General features: G+C 66.6%; 16 protein-coding genes. 13 read left to right on the top strand and 3 right to left on the bottom strand.

All coding sequences use genetic code 11. The features are described 5' to 3' along the window. Nucleotides 1-866: cytochrome P450 (locus ACIQ3R_RS05990; protein ID WP_397416225.1), on the bottom strand; the 866-nt coding region annotated here is incomplete at its 3' end. Continuing rightward, nucleotides 866-1,801, bottom strand: coding sequence for a LysR family transcriptional regulator (locus ACIQ3R_RS05985; RefSeq protein ID WP_397416223.1), 936 nt, complete (start codon nucleotides 1,799-1,801; stop codon nucleotides 866-868). The genes ACIQ3R_RS05990 and ACIQ3R_RS05985, both read right to left, overlap by 1 nt. Nucleotides 1,802-1,919: 118 nt before the next feature. Here ACIQ3R_RS05985 and ACIQ3R_RS05980 point away from each other — a divergent pair, with 118 nt between their 5' ends. From ACIQ3R_RS05980 to ACIQ3R_RS05955, 6 genes are read left to right on the top strand one after another with little or no spacing between them, the layout of a single operon-like run. Continuing rightward, on the top strand, nucleotides 1,920-3,098 hold the full coding sequence (locus ACIQ3R_RS05980; RefSeq protein ID WP_397416221.1) for a CaiB/BaiF CoA transferase family protein: 1,179 nt from the start codon (nucleotides 1,920-1,922) through the stop codon (nucleotides 3,096-3,098). Between the two features lies 1 nt (nucleotide 3,099). Next, entirely contained in the window at nucleotides 3,100-4,242 is a 1,143-nt protein-coding gene (locus ACIQ3R_RS05975; RefSeq protein ID WP_397416219.1) for a 2-hydroxyacyl-CoA dehydratase family protein, read from the top strand. After that, nucleotides 4,239-5,543 (top strand): 2-hydroxyacyl-CoA dehydratase, encoded by a 1,305-nt coding sequence (locus ACIQ3R_RS05970; protein ID WP_397416217.1) that lies wholly within the window; start codon nucleotides 4,239-4,241, stop codon nucleotides 5,541-5,543. The genes ACIQ3R_RS05975 and ACIQ3R_RS05970 overlap by 4 nt, the downstream gene beginning before the upstream one ends. A 45-nt stretch (nucleotides 5,544-5,588) precedes the next feature. Then, complete coding sequence (locus ACIQ3R_RS05965; RefSeq protein ID WP_397416214.1) at nucleotides 5,589-8,219, top strand: TonB-dependent receptor domain-containing protein; 2,631 nt, start codon at nucleotides 5,589-5,591, stop codon at nucleotides 8,217-8,219. After that, entirely contained in the window at nucleotides 8,216-9,586 is a 1,371-nt protein-coding gene (locus tag ACIQ3R_RS05960; protein WP_397416212.1) for a spinster family MFS transporter, read from the top strand. The genes ACIQ3R_RS05965 and ACIQ3R_RS05960 overlap by 4 nt, the downstream gene beginning before the upstream one ends. 8 nt (nucleotides 9,587-9,594) lie before the next feature. After that, the gene (locus ACIQ3R_RS05955) at nucleotides 9,595-10,866 is read left to right on the top strand and encodes a flavin-dependent oxidoreductase (RefSeq protein ID WP_397416210.1); all 1,272 of its coding nucleotides are present in this window, start codon (nucleotides 9,595-9,597) and stop codon (nucleotides 10,864-10,866) included. Between the two features lie 100 nt (nucleotides 10,867-10,966). Here ACIQ3R_RS05955 and ACIQ3R_RS05950 read toward each other — a convergent pair whose 3' ends face one another. Continuing rightward, entirely contained in the window at nucleotides 10,967-11,374 is a 408-nt protein-coding gene (locus tag ACIQ3R_RS05950) for a hypothetical protein (RefSeq protein WP_397416208.1), read from the bottom strand. A 320-nt stretch (nucleotides 11,375-11,694) separates the two neighbouring features. Between ACIQ3R_RS05950 and phnD the strand changes: the two genes are divergently transcribed. The 7 genes from phnD to phnN form a co-directional block, all read left to right on the top strand. Beyond that, complete coding sequence (gene phnD, locus ACIQ3R_RS05945; protein ID WP_397416206.1) at nucleotides 11,695-12,711, top strand: phosphate/phosphite/phosphonate ABC transporter substrate-binding protein; 1,017 nt, start codon at nucleotides 11,695-11,697, stop codon at nucleotides 12,709-12,711. Continuing rightward, the gene (locus ACIQ3R_RS05940) at nucleotides 12,708-13,556 is read left to right on the top strand and encodes a phosphate/phosphite/phosphonate ABC transporter substrate-binding protein (RefSeq protein WP_397416204.1); all 849 of its coding nucleotides are present in this window, start codon (nucleotides 12,708-12,710) and stop codon (nucleotides 13,554-13,556) included. Before phnD ends, ACIQ3R_RS05940 begins: the two co-directional genes overlap by 4 nt. Next, nucleotides 13,553-14,434: a phosphonate ABC transporter, permease protein PhnE gene (phnE, locus tag ACIQ3R_RS05935; RefSeq protein ID WP_397416201.1), complete on the top strand. Its 882-nt coding sequence runs from the start codon at nucleotides 13,553-13,555 to the stop codon at nucleotides 14,432-14,434. Before ACIQ3R_RS05940 ends, phnE (ACIQ3R_RS05935) begins: the two co-directional genes overlap by 4 nt. Beyond that, a complete protein-coding gene (phnE, locus tag ACIQ3R_RS05930) occupies nucleotides 14,431-15,249 on the top strand; it encodes a phosphonate ABC transporter, permease protein PhnE (protein WP_397416199.1) in 819 nt (272 codons plus the stop codon). The genes phnE (ACIQ3R_RS05935) and phnE (ACIQ3R_RS05930) overlap by 4 nt, the downstream gene beginning before the upstream one ends. A 119-nt stretch (nucleotides 15,250-15,368) precedes the next feature. Further along, a complete protein-coding gene (gene phnC / locus ACIQ3R_RS05925) occupies nucleotides 15,369-16,142 on the top strand; it encodes a phosphonate ABC transporter ATP-binding protein (RefSeq protein WP_397416196.1) in 774 nt (257 codons plus the stop codon). Then, on the top strand, nucleotides 16,142-16,828 hold the full coding sequence (locus ACIQ3R_RS05920; RefSeq protein ID WP_397416194.1) for a DapH/DapD/GlmU-related protein: 687 nt from the start codon (nucleotides 16,142-16,144) through the stop codon (nucleotides 16,826-16,828). Before phnC ends, ACIQ3R_RS05920 begins: the two co-directional genes overlap by 1 nt. Continuing rightward, a partial coding sequence (gene phnN, locus ACIQ3R_RS05915; RefSeq protein ID WP_397416191.1) for a phosphonate metabolism protein/1,5-bisphosphokinase (PRPP-forming) PhnN occupies nucleotides 16,809-17,323 on the top strand: 515 nt, incomplete at its 3' end. The genes ACIQ3R_RS05920 and phnN, both read left to right, overlap by 20 nt.

Raw genomic sequence — 17,323 nt, 5'->3', positions numbered from 1 at the left:
TCTTCAACCGCCGCCGGGATCAGCGAGGGGTCGGATCTGAGGCGCGCCTGCAGATCAAGGTCCTCGACGATGCGCCGCAGGCAGACGCCCATCGCGCTGGTGGTGGAGTCGTGGCCCGCAGCCACCAACAGCCGGACGACACCCGCCGCGAGATCGTCGCTTAGCGCAGCGACACCGGCGGTTCCGGCCAATAGGGCCGACACGAGATCGGCGTTCGGCGGTCGCGGCGAGCGTCTGCGATCCGCGACGACGGCGTGGCTGTAGGCCCAGAGCTGCTCGTTCGCAGATTCATAGAGTTCGATGTCCTGCGGATCGGGAGATCCCTGCAGATAGACCGCCTCGCAAGCCGCCTTGATAGCCTCCCAATCCGCCAGAGGTTGCCCGAGGCGGGCGAGCAGGACCTGTGGTGGAAGGGGACGGCAGAGGCCCCGGGCGAGGTCGCCGCCGCCGCCTTCGAGGATCGGCTGCAACAAGCTTTCGGCCAGGCCGCGCGAGATCGGTTCGAAGGCCGCGAGCGCGCGCGGCATGAAGAACGGCTGCAGCAGCGCCCGCATGGGCCCATGTTCGGGCGGATCGGCCTCAAGCGGCGGTCTCCGGCGATCGGACCATCTGACGAACTGACCGAAGGTGTCGGTGTCTCCGGCCGCGGCGACAATGTCTTCGTAGCGGGTGACCAGCCAGGCTGAGACGTTGCGGCCCGATGCGCCCGAGACGCCCTGCTGAAGCGCAACCGGACAGGTGCGGCGGAGCTGGGCGAAGAGAATTGCCGGGTCCTCGCCGATCGTCTTGCTGAACGGCCGCACCAGATCCGGCTCTGGCCGGCCCGCGTCATCATCACCTTGCGCTACATCGGCTTGCTGGCTCATCAACGCCCCCCGCTCGCGTCCGTCGCGATTGACGGTGTCCAGCGCATCTCCGACGCCATGTCGACGGCCAGGCCGCGCAACTCCCGCTCGACCGCGGCTGCGGCGGCGGTCGGCCTGTTCTCACCGGCCCGGACCAGCACCATTCGCCGAACGATCGCCGGCCCCTCAATCGGCCGGAACCCCAGTTCGCCGCGCGCAATGGCGCGCGCCGCCGCTGAGTAGCTGAGAATCGCAAAGCCTTCGCCACGCGCCAGGATGCTGAGCAGAGCCGGCAGGCACTCGACCTCAGCCACCAGCTGGCTCTCCAGGCTGCCAATCATCGATTCCACTGCGATCCGGGATCGGTTGGGGGCGGTCGGCGCCAGGATCGGGAGCTCCTGCAGCGCGCCGGGCGAGACGGATTCCAGCGCGCCCAGGGCGCCAGGCTCTCCAACAAGACCGAGGGGCTCCTCAAGGAAGTCGACGCCCTTCAAGCGCTCTAGCGATCGATCACGATGCAGGATGGCGATATCGATCTCGCCACGCATGGTCCGCTGCAGCAGAGGGTTTGAGAGTTCGTCGAGCAACCGGAGGCGAATTCGTGGGTGCCGCGTCCTGAGCCGGGCGAAGAGCGGGGGAAAGAAGGCTTCGGCCAACGAACTTGGCGCGCCGACTGTCACGAGGCCGGCAGGCTCGTGCTCGATCGCATGGACGATTTCCCGGGCGCTTTGCAGATCGCCGAGCAGCCTTCGTATGGCGGCGGCGAGGGCCTCGCCCGCCGGCGTCGGAGAAACGCCGGCGCCGTGCCGCGTCAGCAGCTCAACGCCGAACTCGCACTCCAGGCTGCGAACCTGACGCGACAGGGCGGGCTGCACGATGCCGATGATGTCGGCCGCGCGGGACAGACTTCCGGCCTCCACGATCCGAACGAAGTTCTGCAGATGAGCGATGTTCATCGGGGATATGCCGTTATGGCATCGAGCCATACTCGATTATGCCTTGGACACAAGGCTTGGCCTGACGGATCGTGATTGCCGCGCCCCATGCGCGTGACCGGGACACGAAAAACCTGAGATGAAGGCGCTCGACGGCATCCGCGTCCTGGACTTGACCCACGCGCTCGCGGGTCCGTTCTGCACGTATCAGCTGCAACTGCTGGGCGCCGAGGTGATCAAGATCGAGAAGCCCGGCGTCGGCGACGACTTCCGCGAATTCGCGCGGGTCGAGGGTTGGGACGCCAGCCCGTCGTTCATCGCAGTCAATGGCGGCAAGAGGTCGGTGACGGTCAACCTCAAGTCGGAAGCCGGACGGGATGTGGTGCGGCGGTTGGCCCAGTCCTGCGACGTGCTGGTGGAAAACCTGCGCCCTGGCGTCGCCAGGGACCTGGGCCTTTCCTGGGATGATCTCCAGAAGGCGAACCCGAAGTTGATCTACTGCTCGATCTCCGGGTTCGGCCAGACCGGCGCCATGAGCAAATGGCCGGCCTACGACCATACGATCAAGGCGATCTCCGGCATGATGTGGACCGGAGCGGACGACGACATCCCAAGCCAGGCCCGGGGCTTCAGCGTTGATTGCTTCAGCGGGTACCTGGCCTACGCCGCCATCCTATCGGGTCTTCTGCGGCGGGAACGAACCGGTGAGGGGCAATATCTTGATGTCGCCATGCTGGATTCCGCGCTGGTCCTGATGGGCGTAGGCGTCGTGCGGCAGGAGATCACCGGCGACGGGCTCGCTGCCGCTCAGCCGATTGTCCACGACCGGCCGACGGTGGCGCCCTACCGAACCCGGGATGGCTGGATCTGGCTCAGCGCCAATTTTCAGGCGCACTGGAAGGCGCTCTGCGCTGTCCTGGGGGCGGCGGATCTTGAGGCGGACCCACGCTTCGCCGACGTTCGGACGCGCATGACGAACGGCGCGGCGCTCAAGACAATTCTCGCCGAACGCATCGCGCCGAGGTCGGCGGCGAATCTAGAGGCCGAGCTTATGGCGGCGGGATGCCCGGCTGCACGGGTTCGAACCACCGCCGAAGCCCTCACATTGCCCGCGATCGAAGAGCGCGCGCTGCTCCAGCCCACGCAGGTCGGTGCGCGCTCCGCCCGTCTCATGAATGCAGGCTTCCGCGCCGATCCCGACTCCCCCACCGGAGGAGATCCTGTCCCGGGGCTCGGTGAACACACGGAAGCCGTGCTTGCCGAACTCGGTTACTCCGCGAGCGAGATCGGCGCGCTGCAGGACGCGGGAGCGATTTGACGTGACCTACGCGACGCTCGCATCGAACTACGAGACCCGAAGCCCGACCCTGGTCGCAGGCCAAGGCAGCCAGCCGTGCATCGGGACGATCGGGTCGGGCGTTCCGATCGAGATCGCGCTTGCGGCCGGCGCAGCCGCCATGGCCGTGACGCCGCCGCCCCGGGCCGAGACGCCGATCGCGGATACTTATCTGGACGATGTTGTTTCGCCCGATGATCACCGACTGTTCGAGGCGGCCGTCGAGGGGGACCTCGAACCGTTTGATCTTCTGGTTCTGTCCCGCCCACGCCAGCATCTCTATTATTTTCTGAAGGAGATCCGCCGTCTCGGGCGCGCGCCGCGGGCGCCGCCGATCTGGCTCTTCGATGTCTTCCCAAGCGTTCGGGAGTCCGTGCGGGACCATAATGCTCGATGCCTGGAGTTCCTGAAGTCGGCGGTTGAGCGCGCGAGCGGCCGCACCATCGTTGACGACGATCTGCGGGCCGCGATTGCGCGGACAAATCGCGTTCGCGAAGCGCGCCGCCGTGTTGAGGACGCGCGCGCAAACGGGCGGCTCACCGGCTCCGAAGCGCTTACCGCACATGGCGCGAGTGCGTTCATGACCCCCGAGGCCTATGTGGCGGCCGTGGATGCGTGGCTGCCGCAGGTTCAGACCGCGAACCACCTGAACAAGACGGGCCTTCTGGTCTTCAGTTCGGAGCCCATGCACGACCTCAGCCTGCACCGACTCCTTGAAGACGGCGGCGCCCGCGTGGCGGCCGAGGACGATCCCTTGGGTGCGCGTGGCGCCGTCGCGGACTTGTCGACGGATCGTCCGCCGATGGACGTCCTGCTGGAGGCCTGCTGGTTGGGCTCGACGAGCCGCGACGTCTATCCGCCCGAGGCGGCCCATCGATGGTTTGAAACCAATCTCCGGCGCACGGATGTGGCCGGGGTGGTGATCCATCTGCCGCCGGCTGACCACAAGGTAGGGTGGGACTATCCGCGCCTTGCCGCCCTTTCGCAGGACGCCGGTCGTCCGCACCTGCTGCTGCGCAGCGACCTGGATACGGCCGCAGGGCGAGAAGACGCCGCCCGCCGATCCGCCGATTTCATTGGCCAGCTGTCGCGCCGAGGCGCGTCGGATCGGATCGCCGCCTCATGAGCCTCACGGACGCCGAGCGCGAGGCGTCGCGCAAACAGCATCAGGAAACCACCCAGCTGCAGGTGTCGCACAGTCTGCGGCGCCATCAGCGGGACTGGTTCGCCCAGCTCCGCGAGGACGTTTTCGAAGGCGGCCGCCCCTACGCAGTGGGCGCCGCGCTGGTGCCCCATGAAATCTGGGAAGCGCTCGACCTGCCGTTCATCACGGACGTCTGGTACTCGGGCCTCGTGGCTGCGCGCCGCCAGTCCGGCTACTATTCGGACTATCTCGGGCGGAAGGGATTCCACGAAGGCCTGAGTCGATACGGCGCCCTTGGGCTGGCCGTCCTGATGGACGAGGAGAACCCCGACAAACCCTGGGGCGGACTGCCGCCGCCTTCACTGGTCTGCACCAGCGACCGCGCCGGCCGCCTCATGGCGGATCATGCGGGCTGCCCACATGTCCTGCTGGAGCCGCCGACCATTCGCAGGCCCCACCCGGAGTGGTGGCGTATGTCGCGCTGGCAGTGGGAGGATCTCGACGAGAGCGACCGTATCGACTCCGTCGTCGAGCAGCTCAAGGAATTGATCGAGGTTTCCGAACGGGTGGCCGGCCGCCGACTGGACATGGACCGCCTCGCCGAAATCGTCGACCGCGTGAATCGCCAGGAAGAGTACTTCGACGAGATCCGACGCATCATCATCAACGCGCCGAAGCTGCCGGCGCGCCTTGGCGAGGTGATGAGCCAGACCATGGGCATCCAGTGGCATCGCGGCACCCAATGGGCGCTCGATCAGGCGCGCGCCTTTCGCGACGAGGTGAAGGCCCGGGCCGAGGCGGAACAGTGGGTCTGCCCCAACGAACAGTTTCGACTGATGTATGTGGGGCAGGGCCTTTGGCAGAACCTGCAGTTCTTCACGGAATTCGAGCAACGCTACGGCGCCGTCTTCGTGCGGTCGAACTACCTGTCGATCGCGAGCGACGGCTACATCCGCTATGGCGCCCGCGACCCCTTGAGGGCGCTGGCGAGCCGCTACACCAGCATGTCCGAGCAGATGCATATTCCAGGGCTGGGCGCCGCCTGGGCGATACATGAGGCGCGAGAGCACCGCGTGGATGGTGGCTTATCCATCGAGGGGTGGTGGGGCGGCCGCATGATCAATGTCGCGCTTGAGGAAGTCGGCGTTCCGGTTCTCAACTTCCCGGTCGACGCCGTGGACTCCAACAGTTGGGATCAGGATCGGATGTGGAAGTTGGTTGGTGACTTCATCGAACAGCGCGTTGCGCCGGCCAAAGCCGAGCGACGCGCCAGAACCGAATAGACACGAGCGAACCGCTGCGAGCGGGCGCCGAATGGGGAAACGGACATGAGACGCGCACTATTCTGGACTACGGCCGCCGGCGCCGTTCTGCTCGCCACGGGCCCTGTCCAGGCGGCCGAGACGGACGTCGAGGAAGTCGTGGTCACCGGCAGCCGGATTCGAGGCGTTGAAGCCGTGGGTTCGAGCGTAATCACGCTGGGCTCCGATCAGATCGCCAAACAGCCGTCGGCCAGCGTACACGATCTCCTGAAGACCGTGCCGCAGGTCGCTGGGTTCGGTATCGACCCCTCCTCAGCAGTCGTCACCGGCACCAGCGGTACGAACACCACCCGTGGCAGTGCGCTCAACCTTCGGGGTCTAGGGTCGCAGGCGACCCTGGTTCTACTTGACGGTCGCCGTCTTCCGGCCAGCGGCGTCAACGGAACCTATGTGGATCCGTCATCGATCCCGGCGCTGGCGCTCTCCCGGATCGAGGTCGTGGCGGATGGAGCCTCGGCGGTCTACGGCTCCGACGCGGTCGCCGGCGTCGTCAACTTCATCATCAACAAGTCGTTCACGGGCGCCCTAAGCCAGGTGCGCGCGGGTTACGCCGACGGCTACGATCAGCGCCAGTTCGGACAAATGCTGGGGCACGACTGGGGCGGCGGTCGGGCGATGATCGCCTTCGAGCACGCCGTCAATTCCAACCTGAATGGCTCTGAGCGTAGCTTCATTCGCTCCGACCTGACGGCCGATGGCGGACGCGACTTCCGTGGCTCCCAGTGCAATCCGGGCAACATCGTCGTCGCCGGCGTGCCCTATGCCATACCCGTCGGCGGCGTGACGGCGGCGACGGCTGCCAGCCTTGTGCCCAACACCCGCAACCGCTGCGAGACGACGCGCCTTGCCGATGTGCTTCCCAAGCAGCGTCGGGACAGCGTCGTGCTGTTCGCGGAACAGGATCTGTCGGACAGCCTCAAAGTGCGGCTCGAGGGGCTCTACGCAAAGCGCAAATACGTCGCCAACGCGATCCAGCAGGGATCAAGCTCTGTCGTCTCCACCTTCAACGTTCCATCGACGAACCCGTTTTTCGTCCGGCCGCCGGGCGTCACCGCGAACACGGTAAGCGTGGAATACTTCTTCGGACCCGAACTCGGCCTGCTGCGGCAGCACGGCTTCTATCGGGTCACCCATCTCGCGGGCGGGTTCGACATCAAACTGCCCGCCGGCTGGTCGGCCACCCTGGACGGCTTCTACGGTCGGACCGACGAGGCGCAGAACACGCGGCGCATTCTTCCGGCCGCGCTGACCGCGGCCCTGACCAGTCGGGATCCAAACACCGCGTTCAATCCGTTCGGCGGCGCCAACACGGCCGCAGCCCGGGCGAACCTCAACACTGGGCTGTTCTATCCTTACGCACGCAACCTGATCTCTGGCGGCGAAGCGACGGCGAACGGGACCCTGTTTGACATCGCAGGCGGCCCGGTTCGGCTGGCTGTCGGTGCAGAGTACACGCGCTACACCTTGTCGGCCGGCTCAAAGCAGGGCGCCGCGGCGGCCCCGACGTTCCTCTTCAACAGCAGCTCGCGCGAACAGCGTGCGCTCTACGGTGAACTGCTCGTCCCGCTGGTCGGGAGCGCCAACGAACTGTCCGGTGTGCGGCGACTGGACGTGTCCCTCGCCTATCGCATCGACGACTATGACGATGTCGGGTCCACCCGGAACCCCAAGATCGGAGTCACCTGGTCCCCGATCGACGGCCTGCAGCTCAAGGGCAGCTACGGGACGTCGTTCCGGGCGCCCCTGCTCCAGGATCTTCTTTTGCTCCGGGGCGGAGCCGCGCTGGTCGTCACAACGGTTCCGGACCCGCTTGCGGCTTCAGGAACCAGCACGGGCCTGGCCGTCAATGCGGGCAACCCCAATCTCACACCGGAAGAAGCGACCAGCTGGTCGTTCACAGCCGATTGGATTCCAGCGTTTCTTCCGGATTCGCGCCTCAGCCTCACGTGGTTCTCGGTCGACTATGAGAACCAGGTGAGCAACCCGCCCCGGGGGTCCAGCACGCTCCTGGACCCCAATTACCAGTTCCTGGTCACGCGCAACCCAAGCCCGGCGCTGATCCAGTCGTTCACGAGTCAGGGACTGCTGATCAACGGTATTCTGCCGCCCAATGTGGCCTGGCTTCAGAACGCCCAGACCCAAAATCTCGCAGGCACCAAGGTGACCGGATTTGACATCGACGCCAGCTACCGTTGGCGCGGCGATTTCGGCCAGCTCGTGCTCGGCGCGACGGGATCCTACACCGACAGTTTCAAGATCCAGATTTCACCAGTCGCGCCGGTGCTAGAGCAGGTGGGTAATCTTGCGACACCGGTGAAGTTCCGGGCCCGAGCCTATCTCGACTGGTCGAATGGGCCTTATGCTGCGGTGCTGACGCTCAATCACTCTAGTGGGTATGACAACGCCCTTGCGACGCCGGTGCAGCGGATCGAACGGTATGACACCGTCGATTTGCGTATGGCCTACACGGTTGAAGATACGGCCGTGAAGTGGTTCGAGGGGATTTCCGTGAGCCTGGATATCCAGAATCTGTTCGATCAGGATCCGCCATACGTGAACATCGATGGAGGCTGGGACCCCGGCCACGCGAGCGCTGTGGGTCGGTTCGTGTCGATGACGGTCGCGAAGCGGTGGTGAACACGGCGGCGCCTCCGCAATCGGCCGCCCGCGGCTGGACCCGTTCCGAACTCTACTTCCTCGCGATCCTCGTGCTCGTGAACGCAACGAACTATATGGATCGTGGCGTTCTGAGCATCCTCCAAGAGCCGCTCAAGCGAGACCTCGCGCTGTCGGATCTGCAACTGGGCATGGTCAGCGGCCCAGCGTTTGCGCTGCTCTATGTGCTTGCGAGCATTCCGATCGCACGCTTGGCCGAGAGGCGGAACCGCATAACGATCCTCTCGATCGCCGCGGCGGTCTGGTCGGGCGCGACCATGGCCTGCGGACTCGCCGTAAACTACGCGCAGCTGTTTCTAGCGCGGGTCATGGTCGGCCTCGGCGAAGGCGCCTGCAGTCCCGCCAGTTACTCACTCGTGGGCGACTATTTCCCGGCTCGCCAGCGAGGGATGGCCATGGCTGTCCTGACCACGAGCATTCCGATCGCCGGGTTCCTCGCGCCCGTGATCGGGGGATCGGTAGCTGAGACCTGGGGGTGGCGTTGGGCGTTCGCGGCCATGGGACTTCCCGGCGTGCTGCTGGCTGTCCTGATGCTGTTGACTCTGAAAGACCCGCGCCGCGGGCCCGCGGCAATGGCTTCCGCAGCTGCGGAGCGCACGACCCTGTTTTCGGATCTCAGGCTGCTTCTGTCACAGCCCGCATACGTGTTCCTGTGGTTCGCCGCGATATTTCTGGGCGTGGGGATCGGCGGGACCAACATTTTCACCGCGTCTTTCTTCATCCGTGAGTTCGGCATGAGCCTTGGCCAGGCGGGTCTCGTCACGGGCGTTTCCCTCGGCGTTGCGGGCCTTGCCGGTACATTCGTCGGCGGGTACCTCGCCGACCGCTTCGCTGGCGCCCGTGGAAGATCCTACATCCTCCTCCCAGGGATCGGGGCTGGACTGGCGGGCGTGTTTTTCCTCCTGGCCTTCACTCAGGAAGCGTGGATCGCCGCGGTGGTCTTTGTCGTGGCGGCCAACTTCGCGACGGATCTGAAGAACGGAACACTGCAGGCGGCCATTCAGAACATGTCGCCGCCGCATATGCGCGCCACGACGGCAGCGTTCAGCATGTTCGGCGTCACCCTCTTCGGAACCGCCGCCGGCCCGCTCGTGGTCGGCGCCGCCAGCGATCGGGTCGCGGCGGCCACCTTCGCCGCCGGTTCTGAAGCCTACGAGACCGTCTGTCGGGTCAAGGCGATCGCGCCTGGCATGGTTGAGGCCTGCCGCACCGCTTCAGCTCAAGGCATGCAGACCGGTCTCGTGATCGTGTCGGTGGCCTATTTCGCCGCCATGATCCTGTTCTTCGTTGCGGCCTTCCTTCAACGGAAGCCGCTTTCCGACTCCTAGAGGCTCCCATGAGGATCGTCATCGTCGGCGCGGGCATCGCGGGACTCACCACGGCGCTCAGCCTGCACAAGGCCGGCTTCCAGCCGGTTGTCTACGAAGCCGCGCCAAGCCTTGCGCCCTTGGGCGTCGGTCTCAATCTCCTGCCGCACGCGATGCGCGAAATGACGGAACTGGGTCTGCTCGATGATCTCGTTGAGATGGGTGTTTCCATCGACCGTCTCGTCTACCTCACCAAGTACGGTCGCCAAGTCTGGGAAGAGCCGCGCGGCCGGACGGCCGGTTATCTTTGGCCGCAGGTGGCGATACATCGCGGCGAACTCCAGATGTTGTTGCTCCACAAGGTGCGCGAGCGGCTGGGCGACGACTCCGTGCGCCTCGGCAGGGCCTTGAGCGGGTTCGAGACCCGGGATGACGGCGCGACGGCGCGGTTCGAGGATCGGTCCGGCGGCGATGGCGGTTCGGAGCATGTCGAAGCCGATCTCCTGGTCGGCGCCGACGGTATCCACTCGGCCGTGCGCAGCCAGTTCTATCCCGATGAAGGGCGGCCGAAGTGGAACGGCGTGACGCTCTGGCGATCAACCTCGGTGACCGGGCCGGTTGTTGGCGGGCGGAGCATGATCTGGGCCGGTCACTCGCGTCAGAAGTTTGTCGCCTATCCGATCCGATACGATCCTGAGACGGGCGAGACCCTGCTCAACTGGATTTGCGATCTGCGTGACGGCGAAGGCGATGCGCCCCCGCGTGAGGACTGGAACAAGGCGGGCGAACGCGCTGACTTCCTGCCCCGTTTCAAGACCTGGAAGTGGCCGGGGATAGATGTCGAGACGCTCGTGGGCGCCTCAGGCCCAATCTATGAATTCCCGATGGTCGACCGCGACCCGCTGGATCGCTGGACCTTCGGTCGAACCACGCTGCTGGGGGATGCGGCGCACCCGATGTATCCGATCGGATCAAACGGCGCGACACAGGCGATCCTCGACGCCCGGACGCTGGCCTACCACCTGGCGACGGCCCCCGGTCCCACGGAGGCCCTTAACCGCTACGAAGCCGACCGTCGGCCCGCGACGTCGCGGATCGTGGAAATGAACCGGGCGAATGGACCGGACCAGGTTCTGGAGCTCGCGGAGGCTCGGGCGCCGAGTTCCGAGGATGATCTCGACGCTCGTCTTCCGTTTGATGAGCGCAAGGCGATCGCCGATTCCTATAAGCGCGTCGCCGGTTTTGATCCCGCCACCCTGAACGCGCGCGCCAGCCTGGATCCGCCGGCCAGCGCGGACTGACGGCGCGGTTCGTGGTCGCCTTGCTTCGCTTCAGAGCGGTGGCCCAGGCCCGACGACAGCCCCGGCACGCACCGGATCGAGCGGAGACTTCTCCTCCAGATCAGTCTGTCTTCGAAGGCTGCTTCCAGCGCCAGATCAACAGAACCAGCGCGACGATGATCAGGATGGCGAAGCCGGAGAGCATCCAGCTGTTCAGGTACCACTGATCACCCCACTTGAACTTCCCGGACATGATCCGCGCCCATCCCCGGAAGTGCTGGGTGGAGCCCACGACGAGCCCAAAGACCGCCAACACCGCAGTCAGATAGCGCACCAGCCAGTGCGCGGGATTGGGGAGGAGGATCAGGACTCCCAGGAGTCCAATGACCGTCCGCTGAGTCCGGCAATACGGACATAGGTAAACCAGCCCGGCCAGATCGACGGCCCAGGTCAGCAAGGAGATCGCGATCGCGATCAGCCCGACAAGTCGGCGTCGGCGCAGCAGAAGATCCGGAAGATCGTTGAACATCGCCCCCCCCCGCGAAGTTGCTGAAACAATGTAACACAAAGAGGCGCATGCCAGTCTATGGTCTTGCGGACCGGAGAGCGCCAATGGCCCGAGTCCCACGTGAGCCCAAAGTCGGGCAGCCCAGCGGGCGCGGGCAATCGGACCAGAACGCGTCTCCCACGGGACGCACGTCGCCCGGCCGGAGCGCAGTCGATCAATGACGAACATGGTTGATCGCGCGCCAAGGGTGGCGGCGTAGCCCTACTTGATGCGACAACCCCAACCTCTGGAGTTCATATCGTCACATCACCGTCACCACCTCTTCACGGCGAACGGGTTGATTGGCGGCTCGCCCGCAGCAGCGCGGGCGGGTTCTGGGTGGCGGCATGGCGCGGCGAACTGCGCGGCGGGCGGGGCTGGCGACAGTCGCTGGGATGGTCTGCCTGGTCTTGGCCAGTTGCGCCAAGACTGAAAGTTCAGAAGGCGACGACTGGCGGGCCGAGCTCAAGACCGTGAAGATGGCCGTCTCGGGCAACAACGACGATCCGCAGATAGTTCGTCGGCGCGATGTCTATCGGACCTATCTCACTGAGGCCCTTGGGGTCCCGGTCCGGCTCTACGAAGCGGCCGACTTCAACGGTGTCATCCAGGCGGTCTCGTCCGGCCAGGTCGATATCGCCGCCATCGCCGGAGGCGGCTACGCCAACGTCGATGCGCAGGTGGGCGACAAGGTCGCCCCGATGCTGACGCTTCGACAGGCGGAGGGTGAGACGGGCTACTACTCAGCGCTTGTCGTCCGGGCCGATAGTCCTGTGAAGTCGCTGGCCGACATGCGCGGCCGCACGCTGGGCTATGTCGACTACAACTCGACATCCGGATACCTCTACCCGCGCGCCGCGATGCGTCGGCAGGGCATCGACCCCGATGCTTTCTTCGGCCGGACAAGCTTTGCGGGCGCCCACACTCAGGCGGTCATGGCGCTGGCGAACGGCCAGTTCGAAGCGACGATCCTACAGGTGAGCGGCGGCACGCCGGAGACGGGATTCACGCGCGGACCGCTCCGGACGCTGTCCCGGGAGGGCATGATTGACATCGATGACTTCCGCATTGTCTGGACGGCCGGCCCGATACCCAGCGAGGCTATGATTACCCGCACCGACCGGCCGCAAGCGATGATCGATCTGGCGCGCGGCGCGCTGGCCGCTCTGCCCTATGACAGGCCCGAGCTCTGGCCGGAGATCGGTCAGCTGGAGGGATCAGCCTATACGGCGATCGACCGCGAGCACTATCGCGAGATCATCGAGCTGCGGAAGGCGGAACTCGCCCAGCGTCGCAGCGGGACGGGCCGGCCGCAATGAGACGGGATCTGATCGCCTTGGCGGCGCTGGTGCTGACGGCGCCCGTCGTCGCAGCGGCGTCCCCGCCGCCGTTTCGGATCGCCGCGCCGGGCCCTGCGGCCGCCTGCGCGCCCCTCGCGGCCGGCGCGCCGGCCGGTGAAAAAGCCTATCACGATCATCTGTCCCGGCGGTTGGGACGACCGGTGCTCCGGTGTCACTTTCCTGACCGCGCGGCGGCGGGCGCGGCGTTGGCGGCCGGCCGCGTCGACATGGCCTGGCTAGACGCCGCCGCCTATGCGCCGGTGAGCGGCCAGGTGCGGGCGTTGCTGACGGTGCGCGCCGGGGCTCAGTCGAACCGGATCCCTATCTATGTGGCGGTTCGGGCCGATGATCCGGCGCGGGATCTGGCCGCGCTTCGGGGTCGCCGCATCGCCTTCGGCGGCCGCAGCCCCGCGGGGTTGGCGACACCCCGGGCGGTGCTGTCCGAGCGCGGCCTGCCCGCCGGTAGCTTTCAGGAGATGCTGAGTGCCGAGGGCGACGCCGCCGTCGCGGCGCTCCGAGGGCGGACGGCCGACGCCATCGCCGTGCACGGGGCGGCCTGGGAGCGGGTGTGCCGAAAGGTCTCCCCCAAGGACCCGGATCCCTGTCGCGATCTTCGGGTGTTGCGTGTTGCCCGGCCCAGGGCGGAAGCGGCTCTGGCGATCCGCCGCGATACGCCCAACGACCTCCGCTATCGGCTCATCGGCATCCACATGGCGCTGCACCTCGAAGCGCCCGCCGCCTTCGCCTTCGCCGCGGGTCGAAGCGACGCGGCTGAGTTCCAGCCGGCCGAGGCGGAAGCGCTGACCCTGGCCAATCTCAGGTGAGCGACGCGGTCGCGACCTTCGAGCAGACGCGCCGACGCGTGTTGCGGAGACGGCGCATCGAAGCGCTGGTGGGCCTATTGCTGTTCTCGGCCCTGCTGGCCGTGTCGCTGCATCAGAGTCAGTTCTTCGGCGCGGACATCGGGGGCGATCCCCTGGGGCGCATCGGCGAGTTCCTGCAGCGGATGACCCCGGACCTGGCGGCCGAACAGCTGCTGGAGGATCGACGCACGCGCGGCTCGTTGGCCTGGTGGTACTACGACCTGCCGCTCTGGCTTCACGCCCTGCGTCAGACGGTGGAGATGGCCATTCTGGCCACAGTCGTCGGGGCGCTGGCCGCGGCGTTGGCCGGCTTTGTCTGCGCCCGCAATCTCATGCCCTTCGCGCCGATCCGCTTCATCATGCGGCGGACGCTGGAGATCATCCGCACCCTACCGGACCTGATCGTGGCGCTGATCCTGGTGGCCGCCTTCGGCGTGGGGCCGCTGGCGGGAGTCATCACCCTGGCGCTGTCGACTTTCGGCTCGCTCAGCAAGCTGTTCGCCGAAGCCAACGAAGAGGTCGATGCGCGGCCCCTGGAGGCTCTGGAGGCTTGCGGCGGCGGCCTCGCGCAGAAGATCCGCTACGGGGTCCTGCCCCAGGTTCTTCCGCAGTACGCGTCCTATGCCTTGCTTCGACTCGAAGGCAATGTGGCGGCGGCGGCGGCGCTGGGCATCGTCGGCGCGGGCGGGATCGGGGTCGAACTGCAGCGCGCGATCACTTACACCGAGTTCGACACCTATCTGGCGATCCTCCTTCTGATCGTCGGGATGATCTTCCTGATCGACATCGCCTCTGAGAAGATCCGCCACCGGCTCATCGGACTGGAGTCGCGCCGATGACGACCGACCTGCAGCGAGCGATGGCGCTGGCGCCGGGCGTTGTTCGGCCAAGCTGGCGGGTGCGCGCGGGGCGGGCGGCGGTCCTGATTCTCTCCCTGGCTGCATTGGCGGCGATGGCGCTCGATCTCGGCATCGATCCGGGCTCCATCGGCGCGGGGCTCGACAAGCTCGGCCGCTTCGTCGGTCATATGTTTCCGCCCAACGACGGGGGAGACCCGACGCGAATTGTTCGGGCGTTGGCCGAGACCTTCGCCATGGCCTTCGCTGGCACATTTCTCGCGGCCGTCGCGGCGCTGCCGCTGGGGGTGGCGGGCGCGAAGTCGGTGGTCGGCCACCCCATTCTGCACTTCGCCTTCCGCCGCGCGCTGGATGTCTTTCGGGGCGTGCCGGCCCTGGTATGGGCGCTGATCTTTGTCGCCGCCTTCGGACTCGGTCCGTTTGGGGGCGTGCTGGCCCTGGCGATCGCCGACCTGCCGGGACTGGCCAAACTCTACGCCGAGGCGATCGAAAACGTCGATGAGAAGCCGATCGACGGCCTGAGGTCAGCCGGCGCGGCGCCACCGGTGGTGCTGCGCTACGGCCTCCTGCCCCAGGTGACCCCGATCATGGCCAGTCAGACGCTGTTCTATCTCGAGAGCAATTTCCGCAACGCCGCGGTACTGGGGATCGTCGGCGCCGGCGGTATCGGCTTTGAGCTGGAGGAGCGGATCCGCGTCTTCGCCTTCGACGAAGTGGCCTTTATCGTCATTCTCTATGTGATCTGTGTCGCGGCGCTGGATACCTTCTCGCAGCGCCTTAGGCAGCGTCTTGGGTAACTCGGCCCGTCACGGCCGACGGACAAATGGCAGGGTCGTCGCCGCCGAGTCCGAGGGGCCCGTCACGCGCCCGTCATGCCGGGCGTCTAGCGTTCATTCCTGGTGAGCGGGGGGATCCGATGCTCGAGCTCCATGGCGTGAGCAAGCGTTTCGGCGATACGGTCGCTGTCGATCGCGTGACGCTCAGTTTCAAACCCGGCGAGATGGTCGGCGTGATCGGCCGTTCCGGGGCCGGCAAGTCGACGCTCCTGCGGCTGGTCAACCGGCTCACCGAGCCCGACGAGGGCCGCATTCTTTGGAATGGCGAGGACGTCACCCGCCTGCGCAACGGTGACCTTCGCCGCTGGCGGCGGCGTTGCGCGATGATCTTCCAGCACTTCAATCTGTGCCCCAGGCTGGATGTGATCACCAACGTGCTGGTGGGGGTCGCCGCCGAGCGGCCGACGGGCGCCACCCTGTTCAAGATGTTTTCCGCCTCCGACCGCGCGCAGGCCATATTGGAACTCGACGCGCTCGACATGGCCGCCGCCGCCCTGCAGCGCGCCGGAACCCTGTCGGGCGGCCAGCAGCAGCGCGTCGCCATCGCCCGTGCCATGATGCAGGACCCTGAGGTCCTGCTCGCCGATGAACCGGTGGCTGCGCTGGATCCCATAAACGCCGAGGTCGTGATGGACACCCTGGCGCGCATCTGCCGCGAGCGGAGGGTTCCGGTTCTCGTCAATCTGCACAGCCTGGAGATCGCCCGCACCTATTGCACGCGCGTGGTGGCCATGGCCCGCGGCGCAGTGGTGTTCGACGGGCCGCCCCAGGGGCTGACTCCGCAGGTGGTGGACCGGGTCTATGGGAAGTCCGCCCGGTCGCTAGAGCCGGTTGTGGTCGAGGTCGCCGCCTGATGGCGCTGCGGCTCGTGGACCGTCCGCTGGGCCCGGGCGAACGCCACTTCGACCGGCATGCCGCCGTGGCCGGACTGGATCTGGACCCGGCCGCCCCGACGATCCACCCGGAGGCGCAGGTTCATGACTGTGTGCTGGGACCCTGGACGCGCGTGGGCGCGCGCACGAGCCTCTCGGAAGTGGTCATGGGCGCCTACAGCTACATCGTCAACGACGCCTCGGCGACCTATGCGGAGATCGGGCGGTTCTGCTCGATCGCGCGTGACGCCCGCATCAACCCGGGTAATCATCCCACCTGGAAGGCGGCGCAGCACCACTTCAGCTACCGCGCGGTGAGCTATGGTCTCTCCGACGCGGACGACCAGGAGTTCTTCGAGTGGCGGCGTTCAAACCGGGTGATCCTCGGCCACGACGTCTGGATCGGACACGGCGCGACGGTGCTGCCCGGCGTGACGGTCGGAACTGGGGCTGTGGTGGGCGCAGGGGCCGTGGTCTCCAAGGATGTGCCGCCGTTCATGATCGTGGGCGGCGTGCCGTCGCACCCGATCCGCGAACGCTTCCCCAAGGCCGTACAGGACGGGCTGCTCAAGATCGCCTGGTGGGACTGGAGCCATGACCGCCTCGCCGACGCCCTCGAAGACTTCCGCCGCCTCGACGCCAACGACTTTGTCGAAAAGCACGGCTGAAGGCCGGCTGGTCCTGGTTGTCGGCCCCTCGGGCGTCGGCAAGGACACGCTGATCGACGGCGCACGAACGGCCCTCGTCGACGACCCAAACGTCGTCTTCGCGCGGCGCGAGATCACGCGACCTGCCGATGCCGGCGGCGAGGACCACAGCCATGTGGATTCATCGGATTTCCGGACGCGGCGCGATGAGGGCGGATACCTGCTGGCCTGGGAGGCTCACGGCTTCGGCTATGGACTGCCGGCCCAGCTGGCGGTCGAGCTGGCTGCGGGCCGGACGGTCGTGGCCAACGTCTCGCGCACGGTGCTGGAGGAGGCCCGCCTGCGGTTCGGGCAGGTCCGGGTGGTGTCGATTTCGGCCAGTCCGGCAACCCTCGCCCGGCGGCTCGCGGCGCGCGGTCGGGAGGATGCGGCCGCCATCAAGGACCGGCTGGCGCGCGCCGACCTCTATGTCACGCAGGCCGACGACGTGGTGGAAATCCGGAACGATGGTTCGCC

The organism is Phenylobacterium sp. (assembly GCF_044371015.1).
Classification (GTDB): domain Bacteria; phylum Pseudomonadota; class Alphaproteobacteria; order Caulobacterales; family Caulobacteraceae; genus Phenylobacterium.
This window is presented reverse-complemented; position numbering and strand designations above follow the sequence as displayed.

What these genes read in the sequence shown, in the direction of transcription:
- ACIQ3R_RS05940 (WP_397416204.1), top strand. Translation starts at nt 12,708, where the DNA reads ATGAGACGGGATCTGATCGCCTTGGCGGCGCTGGTGCTGACGGCGCCC.
- ACIQ3R_RS05970 (WP_397416217.1), top strand. Translation starts at nt 4,239, where the DNA reads ATGAGCCTCACGGACGCCGAGCGCGAGGCGTCGCGCAAACAGCATCAG.
- ACIQ3R_RS05980 (WP_397416221.1), top strand. Translation starts at nt 1,920, where the DNA reads ATGAAGGCGCTCGACGGCATCCGCGTCCTGGACTTGACCCACGCGCTC.
- ACIQ3R_RS05920 (WP_397416194.1), top strand. Translation starts at nt 16,142, where the DNA reads ATGGCGCTGCGGCTCGTGGACCGTCCGCTGGGCCCGGGCGAACGCCAC.
- ACIQ3R_RS05965 (WP_397416214.1), top strand. Translation starts at nt 5,589, where the DNA reads ATGAGACGCGCACTATTCTGGACTACGGCCGCCGGCGCCGTTCTGCTC.
- phnE (WP_397416199.1), top strand. Translation starts at nt 14,431, where the DNA reads ATGACGACCGACCTGCAGCGAGCGATGGCGCTGGCGCCGGGCGTTGTT.
- ACIQ3R_RS05985 (WP_397416223.1), bottom strand. Translation starts at nt 1,801, where the DNA reads ATGAACATCGCTCATCTGCAGAACTTCGTTCGGATCGTGGAGGCCGGA.
- phnC (WP_397416196.1), top strand. Translation starts at nt 15,369, where the DNA reads ATGCTCGAGCTCCATGGCGTGAGCAAGCGTTTCGGCGATACGGTCGCT.
- ACIQ3R_RS05950 (WP_397416208.1), bottom strand. Translation starts at nt 11,374, where the DNA reads ATGTTCAACGATCTTCCGGATCTTCTGCTGCGCCGACGCCGACTTGTC.
- ACIQ3R_RS05955 (WP_397416210.1), top strand. Translation starts at nt 9,595, where the DNA reads ATGAGGATCGTCATCGTCGGCGCGGGCATCGCGGGACTCACCACGGCG.